Annotated in this window: 13 protein-coding genes; 6 read left to right on the top strand and 7 right to left on the bottom strand. The window is 39.5% G+C overall.

Going from position 1 to position 14374, the window contains the following annotated elements:
- The first annotated feature begins 33 nt into the window (after positions 1-33).
- Together PBT90_RS09235 and PBT90_RS09230 are read left to right on the top strand one after the other, a co-directional pair.
- Positions 34-1056, top strand: a complete 1023-nt coding sequence (locus PBT90_RS09235) for a ligase-associated DNA damage response exonuclease (protein WP_264810116.1) — start codon at positions 34-36, stop codon at positions 1054-1056.
- A complete protein-coding gene (locus tag PBT90_RS09230) occupies positions 1056-2654 on the top strand; it encodes an ATP-dependent DNA ligase (RefSeq protein ID WP_264810115.1) in 1599 nt (532 codons plus the stop codon). Before PBT90_RS09235 ends, PBT90_RS09230 begins: the two co-directional genes overlap by 1 nt.
- A 26-nt stretch (positions 2655-2680) precedes the next feature.
- Here the strand turns inward: PBT90_RS09230 and PBT90_RS09225 are convergent, their stop codons facing one another.
- The 4 genes from PBT90_RS09225 to PBT90_RS09210 form a co-directional block, all read right to left on the bottom strand.
- Positions 2681-3853, bottom strand: coding sequence for an AI-2E family transporter (locus tag PBT90_RS09225; RefSeq protein ID WP_264810113.1), 1173 nt, complete (start codon positions 3851-3853; stop codon positions 2681-2683).
- Between the two features lie 307 nt (positions 3854-4160).
- Complete coding sequence (locus PBT90_RS09220; RefSeq protein ID WP_264810111.1) at positions 4161-4409, bottom strand: DUF7218 family protein; 249 nt, start codon at positions 4407-4409, stop codon at positions 4161-4163.
- A gap of 248 nt (positions 4410-4657) precedes the next feature.
- On the bottom strand, positions 4658-5254 hold the full coding sequence (locus tag PBT90_RS09215; RefSeq protein ID WP_264810110.1) for a hypothetical protein: 597 nt from the start codon (positions 5252-5254) through the stop codon (positions 4658-4660).
- A complete protein-coding gene (locus PBT90_RS09210) occupies positions 5251-5718 on the bottom strand; it encodes a PspC domain-containing protein (protein ID WP_264810109.1) in 468 nt (155 codons plus the stop codon). Before PBT90_RS09210 ends, PBT90_RS09215 begins: the two co-directional genes overlap by 4 nt.
- 144 nt (positions 5719-5862) lie before the next feature.
- Between PBT90_RS09210 and PBT90_RS09205 the strand changes: the two genes are divergently transcribed.
- The 4 genes from PBT90_RS09205 to PBT90_RS09190 all read left to right on the top strand — a co-directional run bounded on the left by PBT90_RS09205 (position 5863) and on the right by PBT90_RS09190 (position 10347).
- On the top strand, positions 5863-7653 hold the full coding sequence (locus tag PBT90_RS09205; RefSeq protein ID WP_270132864.1) for a tetratricopeptide repeat-containing sensor histidine kinase: 1791 nt from the start codon (positions 5863-5865) through the stop codon (positions 7651-7653).
- A gap of 2 nt (positions 7654-7655) precedes the next feature.
- The gene (locus PBT90_RS09200) at positions 7656-8405 is read left to right on the top strand and encodes a LytR/AlgR family response regulator transcription factor (protein ID WP_264810107.1); all 750 of its coding nucleotides are present in this window, start codon (positions 7656-7658) and stop codon (positions 8403-8405) included.
- A gap of 157 nt (positions 8406-8562) precedes the next feature.
- On the top strand, positions 8563-9258 hold the full coding sequence (locus tag PBT90_RS09195) for a DUF2490 domain-containing protein (RefSeq protein ID WP_264810106.1): 696 nt from the start codon (positions 8563-8565) through the stop codon (positions 9256-9258).
- Positions 9259-9852: 594 nt separating this feature from the next.
- Positions 9853-10347, top strand: a complete 495-nt coding sequence (locus tag PBT90_RS09190; RefSeq protein ID WP_264810105.1) for a PAS domain-containing protein — start codon at positions 9853-9855, stop codon at positions 10345-10347.
- A gap of 32 nt (positions 10348-10379) precedes the next feature.
- Here PBT90_RS09190 and PBT90_RS09185 read toward each other — a convergent pair whose 3' ends face one another.
- From PBT90_RS09185 to PBT90_RS09175, 3 genes are all read right to left on the bottom strand, one after another.
- Positions 10380-10805, bottom strand: a complete 426-nt coding sequence (locus PBT90_RS09185) for a response regulator (protein WP_264810104.1) — start codon at positions 10803-10805, stop codon at positions 10380-10382.
- Positions 10792-13164, bottom strand: coding sequence for a sensor histidine kinase (locus PBT90_RS09180; protein ID WP_264810103.1), 2373 nt, complete (start codon positions 13162-13164; stop codon positions 10792-10794). The genes PBT90_RS09185 and PBT90_RS09180 overlap by 14 nt, the downstream gene beginning before the upstream one ends.
- 918 nt (positions 13165-14082) lie before the next feature.
- A complete protein-coding gene (locus tag PBT90_RS09175) occupies positions 14083-14358 on the bottom strand; it encodes a DUF4235 domain-containing protein (protein WP_264810102.1) in 276 nt (91 codons plus the stop codon).
- Positions 14359-14374: the final 16 nt, after the last annotated feature.

Raw genomic sequence — 14374 nt, 5'->3', positions numbered from 1 at the left:
TTTATCAATCCAAACTATCTTTTCTGCTGATTCATGAATAGACCTGACCTTCTTATTTTTAATTCCAAGGGCATTTATTGTCCCAAAGCTCAGGTTTATTTGGATCCTTGGAAACCTGTAAAGAATGCTATTATTACCCATGGTCATTCGGACCATGCCAGAGCAGGGCATAAAAATTACCTGACACACCATTCCAATATTCCTATCATCAAGCATAGACTGGGTGCCATCAATGTGCAAGGGGTAAACTGGAACGAAAGTTTTCAAATTAACGGAGTGACTTTTAGTCTTCATCCGGCTGGACATATTTTGGGTTCTTCTCAGGTAAGAGTGGAGTACAAGGGAGAGGTTTGGGTATTCACGGGCGATTACAAGGACGAAGACGATGGGGTAGCTGTGCCATATTACCCTGTAAAGTGCCATACAATGATTACAGAATGCACATTTGGGTTACCGACTTTTAAATGGAAGCCTCAGTCAAAGGTTTTTGGTGAAATCAATCAGTGGTGGGAAAACAATAAAAAAGAAGGCAAAACCTCAGTTCTTTTTGGTTATTCCCTGGGAAAAGCCCAGCGAATACTCAAACACCTGGATTCTTCCATAGGAAAAATATACACACATGGCGCAATAGAAAATATGACTGAAGTAATCCGTCCGCAATTGGATTTGCCAGAGACCCAACTGGTTACTCGGGATACTACCGGAAAGGAGCTATTGGGGAATATGGTAGTGGCACCTCCGAGCGCACATGGTTCGCCCTGGATGAGGAAATTTGTTCCTTTTGAGACAGGTACCTGCAGTGGTTGGATGGCATTCAGAGGCGCCAGGGCCAGAAGATCAACGGACAAAGGTTTTGTGCTTTCTGATCACTGTGATTGGAAGGGGCTTTTGCAAAGTATCAAAGCCAGCGAGACTGAGCGAGTAATCTGTACGCATGGATACACGGATATTTTTAGTAAATACCTACGTGAAGTGGGCTATGAAGCAAGCGTGGAAAATACTGGTTATGAAGGAGAAAATGAAGATTCTGTCAATTCAGACCCATCGGAAAATTAATGAAGAGGTTTGCAAGTTTGATCGAGGAGCTGGACTCCACTACCAAAACCAATCAGAAAGTAGCGGCATTGGCAAGGTACTTTGAGCAGGCAGATGAGCAGGATAAACTCTGGACCATCGCCATACTTTCGCACAGGCGACCTCCGAGACCGGTGAATACCACCTTGCTCCGGCAATACGCAGCAGAACTGGCGGAAATTCCGCTTTGGCTATTCGAAGATAGCTACCACATCGTGGGTGATTTGGCAGAATCCATCGCACTGATAATTCCACAGGATGAGCATCTCAGTGATCAGTCACTTTCAGAGATTCTGGAAGAACTAATTTTGCTGAAGGCAAAGCCTGAAGAAGAAAAAAAAGCTTACGTACAAGGTATGTGGCTTCAGCTTGATTATTACGCCCGTTTTGTCTTCACCAAATTGCTCACAGGGTCTTTTCGTATAGGCATCAGTCAGAAGTTAATGACTAAGGCACTCTCCAAAGTTACAGCAGTTCCAGAGGATGAGCTTGCCTATAGACTGATGGGGGAGTGGAGTCCGGGCACTAGCAGTTTTGAAGAGTTAATATTTGGTAGAAATGAGCAGGCCTATGTTTCCAAACCCTATCCATTTTATTTGGCTTATGCGCTGGAAGATGAGCTCGAAGCGCTTGGGGAGGTATCGGAATGGGCTATTGAGCACAAATGGGATGGAATCCGGGGACAGGTGATTTGCAGGAAATCTGAGCTATTCATCTGGAGCAGAGGAGATGAATTGGTCACGGATAAATATCCTGAAATTTCCTCACTAGAGGATTTTCTTCCTGATGGGACTGTGATAGATGGGGAGATTTTGCCATTTATAGATGGGCAGATCGGTTTATTTAATGACCTGCAAACCAGGATTGGAAGAAAGAATTTGAGCAAAAGTATCCTGGCCAAAGTTCCTGTGATTTTCAAATCCTATGACCTACTGGAATTTCAGGGAAATGATATCAGAACTCTATCTTATTCGGAAAGAAGAAAACTTCTGGAGGGACTCGTTACAAAAACTAATCATCCTGTTTTACAGCTTTCAGCGCAAATTTCCCCAAATTCCTGGCAGGAAGTAGTAGAGGAAAGGGCACTGGCCAGAGAAAGAAGGAGTGAGGGCCTTATGTTAAAAAGAAAATCAGCAGCCTACCGCGTCGGAAGGAAAAAAGGGGATTGGTGGAAGTGGAAAACCGATCCATTGAGTATAGACGCTGTACTGACTTATGCCATGAGAGGACACGGAAGACGAACCAATTTATTCACTGATTACACCTTTGGGCTCTGGGAGAGGAATGAAAACGGAGAAAAGGAGTTGGTGACTTTTGCCAAAGCCTATTCAGGATTGACGGATAAGGAATTTGCCCAAGTGGATAACATCATTAAGCGCACCACGCTGGAGCGATTTGGTCCGGTCAGGAGTGTGGAACCTACCTTAGTTTTCGAGCTGGCATTTGAGGGGATCGCTTTCTCCAAGCGTCATAAAAGCGGGGTAGCGGTGAGATTCCCGAGAATTGTACGTTGGCGTAAGGATAAATCCATATACGATGCCGACACCTTAGATGACCTTAAAGCACTTATTCCAAAGTAATTCCATTCCTCTGCTGTTCGGCTGGATTATTTAGATTTTCCTTTGATTTTATTCCAGATTTGCTCCCCCCATTTACTCAGGAATCCTTGCTCATCGGGATCGTCTAGATCCTCCTCGCCGAGCGCATAGCCCAGAGGTTTTAAACCATCTGTAGCATCAAAAATGATCTTCATGATACCAGCCACAGGAATGCTAAGAATCATACCAGATATTCCCCAAATGGAACTGCCCAGTACTACGATGACTATGGTAACTAGAGGATTTAAATCAACTTTTTTACCCACCACGTAGGGTTCTAGAATATAAGATTCAACGAATTGTGCCAATCCGTAAGTGAGTGTAACTACGACCAGAGACCAGGTTTCGGCTCCGCCAAATACACTTAAACTTATGGCTAAAAGATAGCCAATGATATTCCCTATAAATGGGATAAGTGAAAGGAGGGACGCGATCACTGCAATCAATATGGCATTTTCTAATCCGGCAATGGACATCCCAATGCTATAGATGATAGCTAAAAATAAGATGAGTGTTAGTCTTCCCACCAAAAAATCTACAGAGAGTTGGATGGACTCTGCCATGACTTTTTTGGCTTTTTCTTTTTTCTCTTCACTGAAAAACCTCAGAATCGAGAGCTTTACCTTATGCCGGTAAAATAGGAGGAAAAAGAAATAGATAAAGGTGAGCGTGGCATTGCCCAGAAACCCAAAAAAATCCATGACTATCAGTCCTATTGTTTTTTTGGCATCTTCGGTAATCATCTCTGAGGATGCCTGTGTGCTTGAACTGGAAGGTGAAGCAGTACTGTCTGATTCGGCGTTTCCATAGATCATTTGCATCTGTTCTTGTGTACTGATTCCGGTTTTTTCTCGGATGAAATTTTGAGCTTTCTCCAGCCTAGGTTTTAATCTTTCTTGTGCTTCAGGCCACTTTTCGGCTACGTTACTGATTTGAGCTGAAACTACGACGAATATAGAAAGAAAAGCGACCAAGCTCAATATGACACAGAGAAACGAAGCAATACCTCTTCCCACCCCAAAATGCTCCAATTTTCTGGATAACGGGATGCAGATCAGGGTCAACATAGCTGCAAAAACCAAAGGAATAAGAAAGGCTGTAGCTGCCACTAAACCTTTGACCAGGAAGTATGATCCCAAGGTAAGAAGTACGAATATGAGCAGTAAATCCTTTGATTTCATGGGTGATCTTTGGTTTGTTTGTAATGAATTCCTTAGTCTTCCTAAATTTCACGTCACTAATTTGATGTGATTTTGAGACCATTAAGCTTTTCATTTAAGTAGCTGAGTTCGGACTGTTTGCTCAGGTACATTGGATTGAAATTTCAGTAAATTATTCCATACCTAATTTAAGGCATTGTTTTAAAGGAGGGATCCTAATTTCCTTTGTATTTGAATTCTTATAATAAGGAGAATTAGAACTAGGGGAGATGGAGAGAACTTTCACACGTTCACCTCAAAAGCATTTGTAGAAGAAAAAAACAGGTAGCTAAGCGTTTCTCAATGCCTGGATGAGTTCATCCTTTGACATTTTACTCCTTCCAGAGATTCCTACTTCCTTGGCTTTGTCATATAAGTCCTGTTTGCTTCTGTCTTCGTAATTCTCTGCTTTGCCACCTTTTTTGCCCGAATTGGGGTCATTTGCGATTCGTGCAGCTTTTTCCTTACTCATTCCTTCTCTTCGCAGTGCCTCGTATTGATCATCGTTTTTGATGCTTGGACCATGGTTTTTAGACATGATAGCTTGGTTTTTAGGGTTAAAGAATTGTTTTTCACTAGTTCAATGGACCTGTTCGGGTTAGATCCATTCCTTGCTAGGTAATTAGTCCAAAAAAAAAGCCGAGTTTGTTTAATTCAGGGAATTAGTTAAAAATACTTCAAGTGAATGCAAGAGAATATGAACCTTTACAAAACCGAAAATCCCGCACGGGCCGGCGTACCGGCAGATTTTAGTCAACTTCATTCATATCAGGTAATAGCAATAACTTAGAGTTCATTATTTCTAGGAACATAAAATTCACCATCTGTAATTTCTACTCTTCCTGTAAGTATACTTTGACCAGTAGTGGTATCGTAGGTTTTCCCGATTGCCGAAAATGTACCTTTCATACCTGTGGCATCTATCCTATCAAATTTGAAAGATGCAATTTCCCACATGGGAAATGCAGGATTGTTATTTGTTGCTAAATAGGTTTTGCCATCATTGTCAATGTAGGTTATTCCAAAAAATTGCGGTAAAACTGATGAAGGAGAAGATATGTTGGAATAGGTAATTCCTGTAGCAATATCTTCTGTATGAAATAGTTGAAGTACTACTGTATTTTGCTGAGGCTGAAAGATGTTTCTATGTCCGGATACCTGGATAATGTGAAGTTGATTCTCTTCATTATAGTATTTACCTCCAGTAAGGTTAATCTGAGTTTCTGGTTGATAGATGTATTCCTCTAAAATCCCATTTACTTTGAATCGAAAGTAGTATTCGGATTTGATTTTTTCGTCGGGTTTTTCATCGCCATCAGAACAGCCTGCCATTATAAAGAAAGTGCTCAGCAGGCAAAAAAGGATAAATGTGAAATTCTTCATACTTGTTTTCTTTTTGAGTTTTTCTCTAAATAATACCCAATGGTGCCACCTATAGCAGCACAAACCAGCATCGCCAAAATGATATTGCTAACTATATCCCAAGCACTGCCAACATAATTATGGTACTCTTCCAATATGCTTGGTAAACTGACCAAATAGCTGATTATTCCGCCGCTCCCTCTCCAGTTTTGTACCATTTCTGTTTGGAAGTAATAGCTCAGCGGTACTCCCAAAAGAGTGCCTGTAAGTGCTAAGTTGATTGCTTTGCTTTTTTTTGATACTATAGCCAAAAATAGAATCAGGTAACTCAGGATAGCTAATGGTATGAAAATGATGGTGAAAGCTATAAAACCTATCCTCAGGGCTAAGGATGGCATATTTGTCTTTATAGACAGGACTGCACAAACTCCAAGCAATAGTTTTTCGGGTTTAGATAAATAGCTTTGAATTTTTTGAGTGGACATTTTTTCTGCTTTTCCAATAAAATTAACTAGTGAATACACACCTGGAAATAGCTAATGATTTGATGTAATACTTAAATAATTTATCGGTTGACTTGACTTATTTTTTGTGCTAAAAGCATAATTTACATAACCTATTTATTTGCCATGAGCCTTTGTGTGATACTGACTATAATACTTCATTTTTTGGGAGATATTCCTCAAGGTTTTTTTGAGGGAAGGGGAGATACTTTAGCGGTAGATTCTGTGGATATCAGTGACCTTGACTCAACAATCATTGATCAGAGAAATGACTTCCTCAAAAAAGCTTTATTTGAAAATCCTGGAGATAGCAAATTGGAAATCTGGGGTTTGCAAACTCTTGAACTTGCTAAAATTCTGGATTATCCTAAAGGAATAATGGTGGCATATGAAAGACTGGGGTTGATCTATCAATACAGCTATTCCAATCCTTTTAAAGCACTGGACTATTATTATACAGCACTTGCCATAGCCGAGCAAAATTCGAAATTGGAAGCCTTCCAATGGAGCATAAAAGGTAATATCGCGACCATTTATTATGAGCAGGAGGAATATCAGAAGGCTTTAAGCTTGTTTGAAGAGGTAGCTACAAATAGCCAAAGTTCAGCATTGAATGCATCCCTGAACATAGCAAATATTTATGGTGCATTGGATCAAAATGATTCGGCTATTTATTACTTCAAAAAGGCTTTGGACTATGATCAGCTCAAGTCAAATCCACTTCAGCTTGCCAACCTGTACAGTAACCTTTCATTGATCTATGTGCAAAATGATCAGCCTGAGGAAGGGGTTAAAATGGCGGAAAAAAGTTTGAATTTGGTAGATTCTCTGGAAATTGATTTTGTTAAGCCCACGGCATACGCCAATGCCGCTATGGCATTTCTTGGAGTGGGAGACCTCGATAAGGCGGAGATTTTAGCAAAAGAATCTCTCCAATTGAGTGAAAATCAAGGAAATATATTTTTGCAGAAATCCGCATGGGGAACTTTGTCTGATGTGTTTGCTGCTAAAAGCGATTTCGAAGGGAGCTTAAAAGCTTACAAAAGATTTTCAGTGTTAAAGGATAGCTTAAACAACCAGAATCGAAGGGTAGCAGTAAGCAGAAAGCAAATGGCATTTGATTTTGATAAAGAACGTGCTCAGGCTCTTGCTGAACTTGAAAGAGAAAAAATAGTACGAAAATACAGCTTAATTCTAGCTAATTTGATTGTCTTGATCCTATTGTGCGGAGTGTATTTTTACAAGAAACGCAGAGATGCCCTAGCAGAAAAAAATGAAGCTGAATTTAGGGCATTGGTCTCGGAAACTGAGCTGAAAGCACTGAGAGCGCAAATGAATCCTCATTTTATTTTTAATTCGCTGAACTCGATCGGAGATTATATCCTCAAAAATGATCTTGATGATGCCCAGGATTATCTTTCCAGCTTCGGTAAACTGATGCGTTTGGTTCTTGAAAATTCAGTTCAAAAGGAAATATCCTTGAGTGATGATGTTGCCTTTTTAGAACTATATCTTCAAGTTGAGAATAAAAGACAACCTGCTAAATTCAACTATACCATCCATCTTGCTGAGAATTTAGAAGCCCAAAATATTTTGGTTCCGCCCATGCTATTACAGCCTTTTGTCGAAAACTGCATTTGGCATGCCTTTCCGGGAAGAGAGGAAAATGGAGAGATTAATATCAATTATCAAAAGCTAGGTGATTTCCTGCATTGCAAGGTAGAGGACAATGGGATTGGTAGAAAAGTAACAAGCTTAGGTTTGGGAAAAAAGTCAAAAGGGATTAGCATTACAGAAAGCAGAATTAGAATCCTCAATGAGCAGTCTGGACTTGAAGGAAAACTTCAGATCACTGATAAGCCGGAGGGTGCGGGGACAATTATTGAAATTATCATACCACTAAATTTAGCTTATTGACTATGGAAATGACTATAGCAATTGTCGAGGACGAACAGCACTGCACAGATAGGATTATGGCATTTTTAAAGCCTTATAGCGATAGAGTCCGGGTTATCTGCTTTAATTCTCTCGATTCAGCACTAGAGGGATTGGAAAGTGAACGGCCAGAAATTTTATTTTTAGATGTGATGATAGGAGAAAAGACAGGTTTTGACCTGCTTTCAAAAATTGCCAATCCGGATTTTTGTTTGATTTTCACTACCTCCTATGAGCAATATGCTTTGGATGCTTTTAAACTCTCTGCTATAGATTACCTGCTGAAACCTATTGATCGGATAGATTTTGATAAAGCTATCACTAAGGCTTTCGAAAAAATAGACCACAAGCAGCTGAAAGAGCGAGTAGGAGTATTGATGAACCACTTATCGCATATCCATACTTCTAAAAAAATCAGTATTCCTTCAAAGGAGGGTTATGTCTTTTTGACTATTCAGGATATTTTAAGGTGTGAAGCAGACGTGAATTATACCCATGTAATAACAGTGAATGCGAAAAAGTATACTGTATCCAAAACCTTGAAATACTTTGAGGCGCTGCTTAAAGACTTTGGCTTTTTTAGAATTCATAATTCCCACTTAATCAACCTCAAATGTGTGAATGGTTATTCTAAAAGTGGATATGTCACCCTGATGAATGGATTGGTGCTTGAAATATCGGTTCGCAGGAAAGATGCATTTGTCCATGCAATTGGAGCATATATGGTAGGCTAAAGTTTATTGTCAGAAGCAGCTGTTTGATTTCTATACGCTGAAACCCTTCCAATTCCGTTCATAGTGTAATGCATTGCCAGTTCCACAATTATTTCACATTATTGAGCCATTGCTACCACAGGACTCTGGGCTGAACTGGATTCCTTTAATTTTCATCATGAACAAAACATTCCTTATTCTCCTGCTCAGTATTTTTACTTATTCTGCCTCTGCACAAACTGCCATAGATGAGGACCAACTGGGTGCATGGTACATGTATTTTTACTCCATGAAGTTTAAAGAAAGTCAATTTGGGATGCAGGGTGATTTTCAATACCGCGCCTGGAATATGGCTAGCGACAAGGAACAGCTACTCCTGCGTTCCGGATTCACCTACTCTCCTCGTGAGGCAAATATTACTTTCACACTTGGGTATGCTTATATTTCTACAGGAGCTTTTGGGGAGTCGAGTGCCAATGTGCTTGAAAACAGAATCTATCAAGAAGCCTTACTTCCTCAGAAAGTGGGAGGTAGGTTTTATTTGACACATAGGTTTAGGTTTGAACAGCGATGGGTTGAGGGGCAAGATTTTAGAACCAGGTTTCGATATAATATTTTCATGAATATACCGCTCAATAAACCTAGTCTGCAAAAGGATGCGGTGTATTTAGCACTTTACAATGAGATCTTCATCAATGGGCAAAAGAATGTGAATGCAGGTAGCAGTGTGGAGCTTTTTGACCGTAACAGAACCTACCTTGGGCTAGGGTATGGCCTAAGGGATAATCTGAGAGTTCAGGCAGGATGGATGAAGCAAACTACCAACAGCTGGGCAAAAGGGCAACTACAGTTTAGCCTTCACCATAGCTTTTGAGGAGTTATGAAATAAAAATCCGGCTGTGGTCAACCCTAATTTGCAGCGTCTGCCAAATCTGGTATTAATGAATTGAAGAGGGGAGAGACTACCAGTATTTCAGCGTAGAAATAGCTCAATTATTGGCGTGATTTGGGTTCAAAGAAAAGATCCAGTATCTAAACAATTTATTGAATTCAGCGGTTGTCAATTCGTAGATATAAATTGACATAACTTTCTTACTTTGGTTTTGGGATTCATAGAATTCAAGCCATTTGATAAGGAAAGTTCATATTAATAATTGATCATGCAAAAAACAGGCTTAGTCATACTTGCCATAGTTATCCTTGGAGCCATTCTTGTCCTTACGTTGGTCTTGGAGATAATCGAATTTTTTTTGGGTGTGATTCTGTTTTTCCTAGCTTTAGTCGTGCTTTTTTATCTCTACACCAAAATCAAAAATAAGGTCTCCTGATCTACGACAAAAATTCCGGTTGTGCTGAGGTTATTGAACTTAGCAACTACCGGTGAAGATTTGCCCTAGAGTTTTGTTTAGCTCAGCCGGCATTTTGGTTCAAAGCATTTCGATAACCCTAAATGAAACAGTAAAATCACATGAGAAGGAAAAGTGAAGTTAAGCGTGTACCATTGCTGAGTTGGGATATCAGTAGTCCCTATTATCGGGTCAAGCAGCAAAAATCAGAGGAATTACAGTTGCTCATGAAGTTTGCAAGGGAGTATTCCTGGAGCATTGACTTGAGAAGGGAACTGTCCACTCCTTACGAGGCATTGGTTTTGACTGATCTGGATCAAAATATCGTTTATGTGAATCCTGGATTTCAGGCGATGACCGGATATTCACCTGATTTTGCTATTGGCAAAAAACCTACTTTCCTTCAGGGAAAATCAACTTCTTTGACTACCAGAAATCAAATCAGAGCGAAGCTTTCTGCTGAAATACCATTTTCGGGTTCCTTGGTTAATTATAGGAATAATGGGGAAGCATACTTATGTGAGATCTCCATTTTTCCCCTGCATAATAGCAGTCATGAATTGACTCATTTTTTAGCAATTGAAAAGGAGTTACCAGCTTTTGTCTCTCTTCAGTAAGCGTTTAGTTGATGCTGAATGGTTTGTAGGTATTAGTTCAGTTTTCGGATTTTCTCGTAAAGCACTTCAATTTTAGCTTGATTGAGTGGCTTGTGGAAATAATGGACCACTCTTTCGTATTGCAAAGCCTTGTTTTTGTCAGCAATATCTACAGAAGAACTATGCATAAAAACTTTAACGATGTTTTCAGGATCTATTTTACTGAGTTTTTCCAAAAACATCCAGCCGTCTATTTCCGGCATGCTGATATCTAGGAGCACGTAAAGTACCATAGGATTAGAATCCTCTTTTTGGTCCTCCTGCAAGTGTTTTTCAATTAGTTCCAACCCCACTTTGGGATCGCTGATTGCCTCGATAGATTTAAGGATTTCGGTAGGGAAATACTTTTCGATCAGCTTTTTGGCTATGAGAATGCATAGGGCATCATCGTCAACTATTATGATATTAATTTTCTTCATCAGGCAATTCTATAAATACTGCGGTTCCTTCCATAGGTTTCGAGGCCAGTCTGATAGTACCTCCCATGGAGTTGATTCTGACCTTGGAGAGGTAAAGCCCTGTTCCTTTGAAGTTGGTGGAGGGAGAAAGGGTATCGTACAGCTTAAAAATTCTGTTCTTGTACAAATTGAGGTCTATTCCGATTCCATTATCTCTAACTTCTATAACGGATTGGTTTTCAGTTCTTTTTGCTCGTATGCTTAACTTAAGCTTCTTGGCTGGATTTCTGAATTTTATTGCATTATTGATCAGTTCCTGTAATATGATTTCCAGGTAATCCTTATTGGTAGTCAGCGTAAATCCCTCCGGAATATCCAGGTCTATCTGTATAGCATGCTGGATCATTTCCTTCCAAAAGTCGGAGAGAATTTCATCTACCAGGTCTTCTAAATGTATGGTTGTTTTTTCATAATTGAAGTTATTCTGAATCGCCAATACCAAGGAAACTATATTTGTAATATTATTAAGGTTATTGACTGTAGTTTCCAGATGGTTGAAATATTCCATTTTCTCTTCTGGAGTCTGCATGAGATCCATAAGTTGGATAAGTCCTTGCAGATTAGCGACCTGCGAGCGTACATTATGGTTGACTATCTTGCCAAACTCCAGAGACCTTTCCTGCTGCTGGTAGATTTTTTCCACTAGCTGTTCGAGTTTTTCCTTACTCTTTTTCAGCTGGGTGATATCTATGCCTATGAGCAGTATGTCCTGTTTCGCATCTTCGCTTCCAATAGTACAGCAATCCCATTGCGTGAGTTTGTGTTCTCCTTTGCTGTCCACTCGATCCAAGTAGAGAGAAAATGAGGTTCCGGGCGCTTCCAAACACCTTGAGATAATGGATTTGATCTTGCTTCTGTTTTTTGCAGAGTAGCTTTCCAGTTCATTTTGACCAAATAACTCTTCCTCTGATTTTCCTTTGGCAAATACCTGATTGTAATGTTTATTGGAAAAAATCAACTTCCCCTCAGGCTGTAGCTGCAAAATGTAGATATTGTTATTGTTGATCAGGGATTTATAAAAACTCACCTGTTTTTCTACATTAGTCTTGAGGATAGAAACCAGCTCAAGTTGTGCTTTATCCTCGGTAATATCCTGAATTGTACCCACTATTCTATTGCAGGTTGAATCTATGAATATAGGTTTACCCTGAACCCTGAGGATCTTGTTTGGCTGGCCTGGAAGCTTAAAATTGTGATCGCCTGAATATTCAGTTTTGTTTAATACTGAATTTCTAAAACCATTTTTCAGTGCCTGGAAATCCTTGACTTTATGCTCCATATCGAGTGATTCTAGAGATGCCGTAGGTTTGGATGCGATATCTAGGATTTTTGCAGCATTTTTAGAAAATCTAAATCCGCTACTTTCCAAGTCAAATTCCCATCCTCCGATTTTTGAGATGGATTCTACCTCTTTCAGAAAACTTTTATTCTTGGAGTCCTGATGGGCCAGTTCCAAAAATCTACTCTCATTCTTAAAGAGCACATGGATGTGATCCCCGTTTCTTTGGTAGATCACGTTTAGGTGAAGGGGTTTTTGCAGTGCAAATTCTAAAGTGTAAAGTCTGGCGTGCTGCGTAAGTTTATCATTGCTGATCAAAGCCTGAAGGTCAATCATTAACTTAAACACATCTTTATTCGCTTTGAGTTGCTTGGAAAAAGTAGGGTTGATCAGATCATTAAACCTCGGGGACCAGCCCACTTTTAATTTCAGCAATTGATTGTTGACAGGATTCCAGATCAATTCATTGGAGCTGGTATTCAAATGAAAACCTCCAAAGTCATTAATGCTCGATACTTTTTGGATTATTCCTGTCTCATAAGGGGTGATCTGTGTCAAATCTTTGAAAGGGCCTTCGGTTTGGCAAAAGAGTTCCCCCACCTTTTTAGCAGTGGATTTCAGGTATTCGAGCTGTTTTTCGGATAGCTGGTGCGGTTTGGAGTCAAATACGCATAGTCCTCCTACCATAATTTCATTCTCCAGTACAATAGGAACCGAAACGAAGAATTTATTGCCTAAGGTGTTATGCAGATAGTGGTTTTTGTATTGCTCATTTTTGCTGAAATCCTCAATTACCAAGTAGGGAAGTTGATTTTCAGCCATTTCCAACGCGAGAGAATGTTCTGGGCTAATATGATCCACATAGATGCCATACCTGGATTTGAACCAAACCTTAGCTTGTGAAAATATAGAAATAGTAGCCCCATAAGCATCAAATTGCCTGGCGATTTCTTCGGTTATTCTATCATAAGTCAGCTCATGTGGAGAATCCACTAAATTGTATTTTTCAATCAGGCTGTATCTTTGTGATTCATTTAGCATTTTAGTTTTGCACTAAGAATTAGTATTTCATAAGAGGTTGGAGCCAAAGAAAAGGTATGAACGGTGGTCAAAATCTGTCATTGTTAGCAAATTTTGAACTGGTTTCTTTGAGCAAGAAGTACAGACTAATTCCTTAACTTTTTCTTTGAACAGATAAAAAACCAAGAATACAGGTTATGAAATTACCTGAATTTTCATTGGTGTTCCTATATAATTTTTCAAAGATAAAGCTTTGATATTCAGTTGCCAGTAACTTGCCTAAAATACGTGTTTCCACTTAGGTGGAGCCTGGAATTAATATGCAGAATATATAGTTTGAAATACATTATTAAACTATTGAAGTATATGCGAATTAGAATTGTTGACTTTTTTTTAAAGAAAAGAAGAGAATTTATTCCTTGAGAGGAAGAAAGCTTTGCTAGGGGAATTTTGAAATACATTGAAGAGCTAGTATAATTATAATGTGTAATTATCTCACTTATTATCAGGTGTTTAGATTAAATAATTTATCAGGATACAAAGGCTCTTTTCCTCCTTCTTCACTAAACCGTGCTTACAAGACAGTCGCTCAGCAAGTCTATAGTCTGTTCGGAATTGACCGATATCATCCCAACTATCGCGGAAAAGGGATGCCTATAGGATCTTTATGGAATGTCCTGATCTCAAGTGGAGCTTTTGGATGCCTTTTAAGCATTCCATTATCTAACTGAAGTCCAGGTTAGCCGTTTATTACATTCACTCGCTTAGCTTGCCTTCCAAGTCTGAAATGGATGCTTTGATCGAAAAATTACAGACGTTGATTAAAAGTTGGCTACAGTCTGAGAGAAGCAGTTTCTTTAAACCTGCGCAAAAAAAAGCCCGGCAGAGTTATGGTCCACTGGGCGCTAGTATAGTTCCTCTTTTTCTCTTTAAGCATTTCTATTTAAGATGACGAGGCAGGTCACCGTCCATTTTTTTCCACTCTTTGGTGAAAAATTTACGCACTAAAATTTTTGCAGAAACACCAACTGCAGCTGTAATCGCAGTGTAAAGGACCACCTTTCCAAAAGATGCCTCCTTAGATTCGGGGTTTTTGGGAGCAGGCTCTCCTGTGATTGCCTGATAACGGTTAGCTATAGCCGCTTTTGCCAGTGCAGCTACTCCTATGGAAAGAGCTGCCGATAGTATGGTGAATTTGTTTTCGCTTAGGTTCATAACATCTTTTTAAAGT

Source organism: Algoriphagus sp. TR-M9 (assembly GCF_027594545.1).
GTDB classification, from domain to species: Bacteria; Bacteroidota; Bacteroidia; order Cytophagales; family Cyclobacteriaceae; genus Algoriphagus; species Algoriphagus halophytocola.
Note: the sequence above shows the minus strand (reverse complement) of the source record. Positions and strands in the feature narration are given on the sequence as shown.

Coding starts and splice junctions, on each gene's coding strand:
- PBT90_RS09235 (WP_264810116.1), top strand. CDS start 34: ATGAATAGACCTGACCTTCTTATTTTTAATTCCAAGGGCATTTATTGT.
- PBT90_RS09205 (WP_270132864.1), top strand. CDS start 5,863: ATGAGCCTTTGTGTGATACTGACTATAATACTTCATTTTTTGGGAGAT.
- PBT90_RS09190 (WP_264810105.1), top strand. CDS start 9,853: ATGAGAAGGAAAAGTGAAGTTAAGCGTGTACCATTGCTGAGTTGGGAT.
- PBT90_RS09225 (WP_264810113.1), bottom strand. CDS start 3,853: ATGAAATCAAAGGATTTACTGCTCATATTCGTACTTCTTACCTTGGGA.
- PBT90_RS09180 (WP_264810103.1), bottom strand. CDS start 13,164: ATGCTAAATGAATCACAAAGATACAGCCTGATTGAAAAATACAATTTA.
- PBT90_RS09220 (WP_264810111.1), bottom strand. CDS start 4,409: ATGTCTAAAAACCATGGTCCAAGCATCAAAAACGATGATCAATACGAG.
- PBT90_RS09210 (WP_264810109.1), bottom strand. CDS start 5,718: ATGTCCACTCAAAAAATTCAAAGCTATTTATCTAAACCCGAAAAACTA.
- PBT90_RS09195 (WP_264810106.1), top strand. CDS start 8,563: ATGAACAAAACATTCCTTATTCTCCTGCTCAGTATTTTTACTTATTCT.
- PBT90_RS09185 (WP_264810104.1), bottom strand. CDS start 10,805: ATGAAGAAAATTAATATCATAATAGTTGACGATGATGCCCTATGCATT.
- PBT90_RS09200 (WP_264810107.1), top strand. CDS start 7,656: ATGGAAATGACTATAGCAATTGTCGAGGACGAACAGCACTGCACAGAT.
- PBT90_RS09175 (WP_264810102.1), bottom strand. CDS start 14,358: ATGAACCTAAGCGAAAACAAATTCACCATACTATCGGCAGCTCTTTCC.
- PBT90_RS09215 (WP_264810110.1), bottom strand. CDS start 5,254: ATGAAGAATTTCACATTTATCCTTTTTTGCCTGCTGAGCACTTTCTTT.
- PBT90_RS09230 (WP_264810115.1), top strand. CDS start 1,056: ATGAAGAGGTTTGCAAGTTTGATCGAGGAGCTGGACTCCACTACCAAA.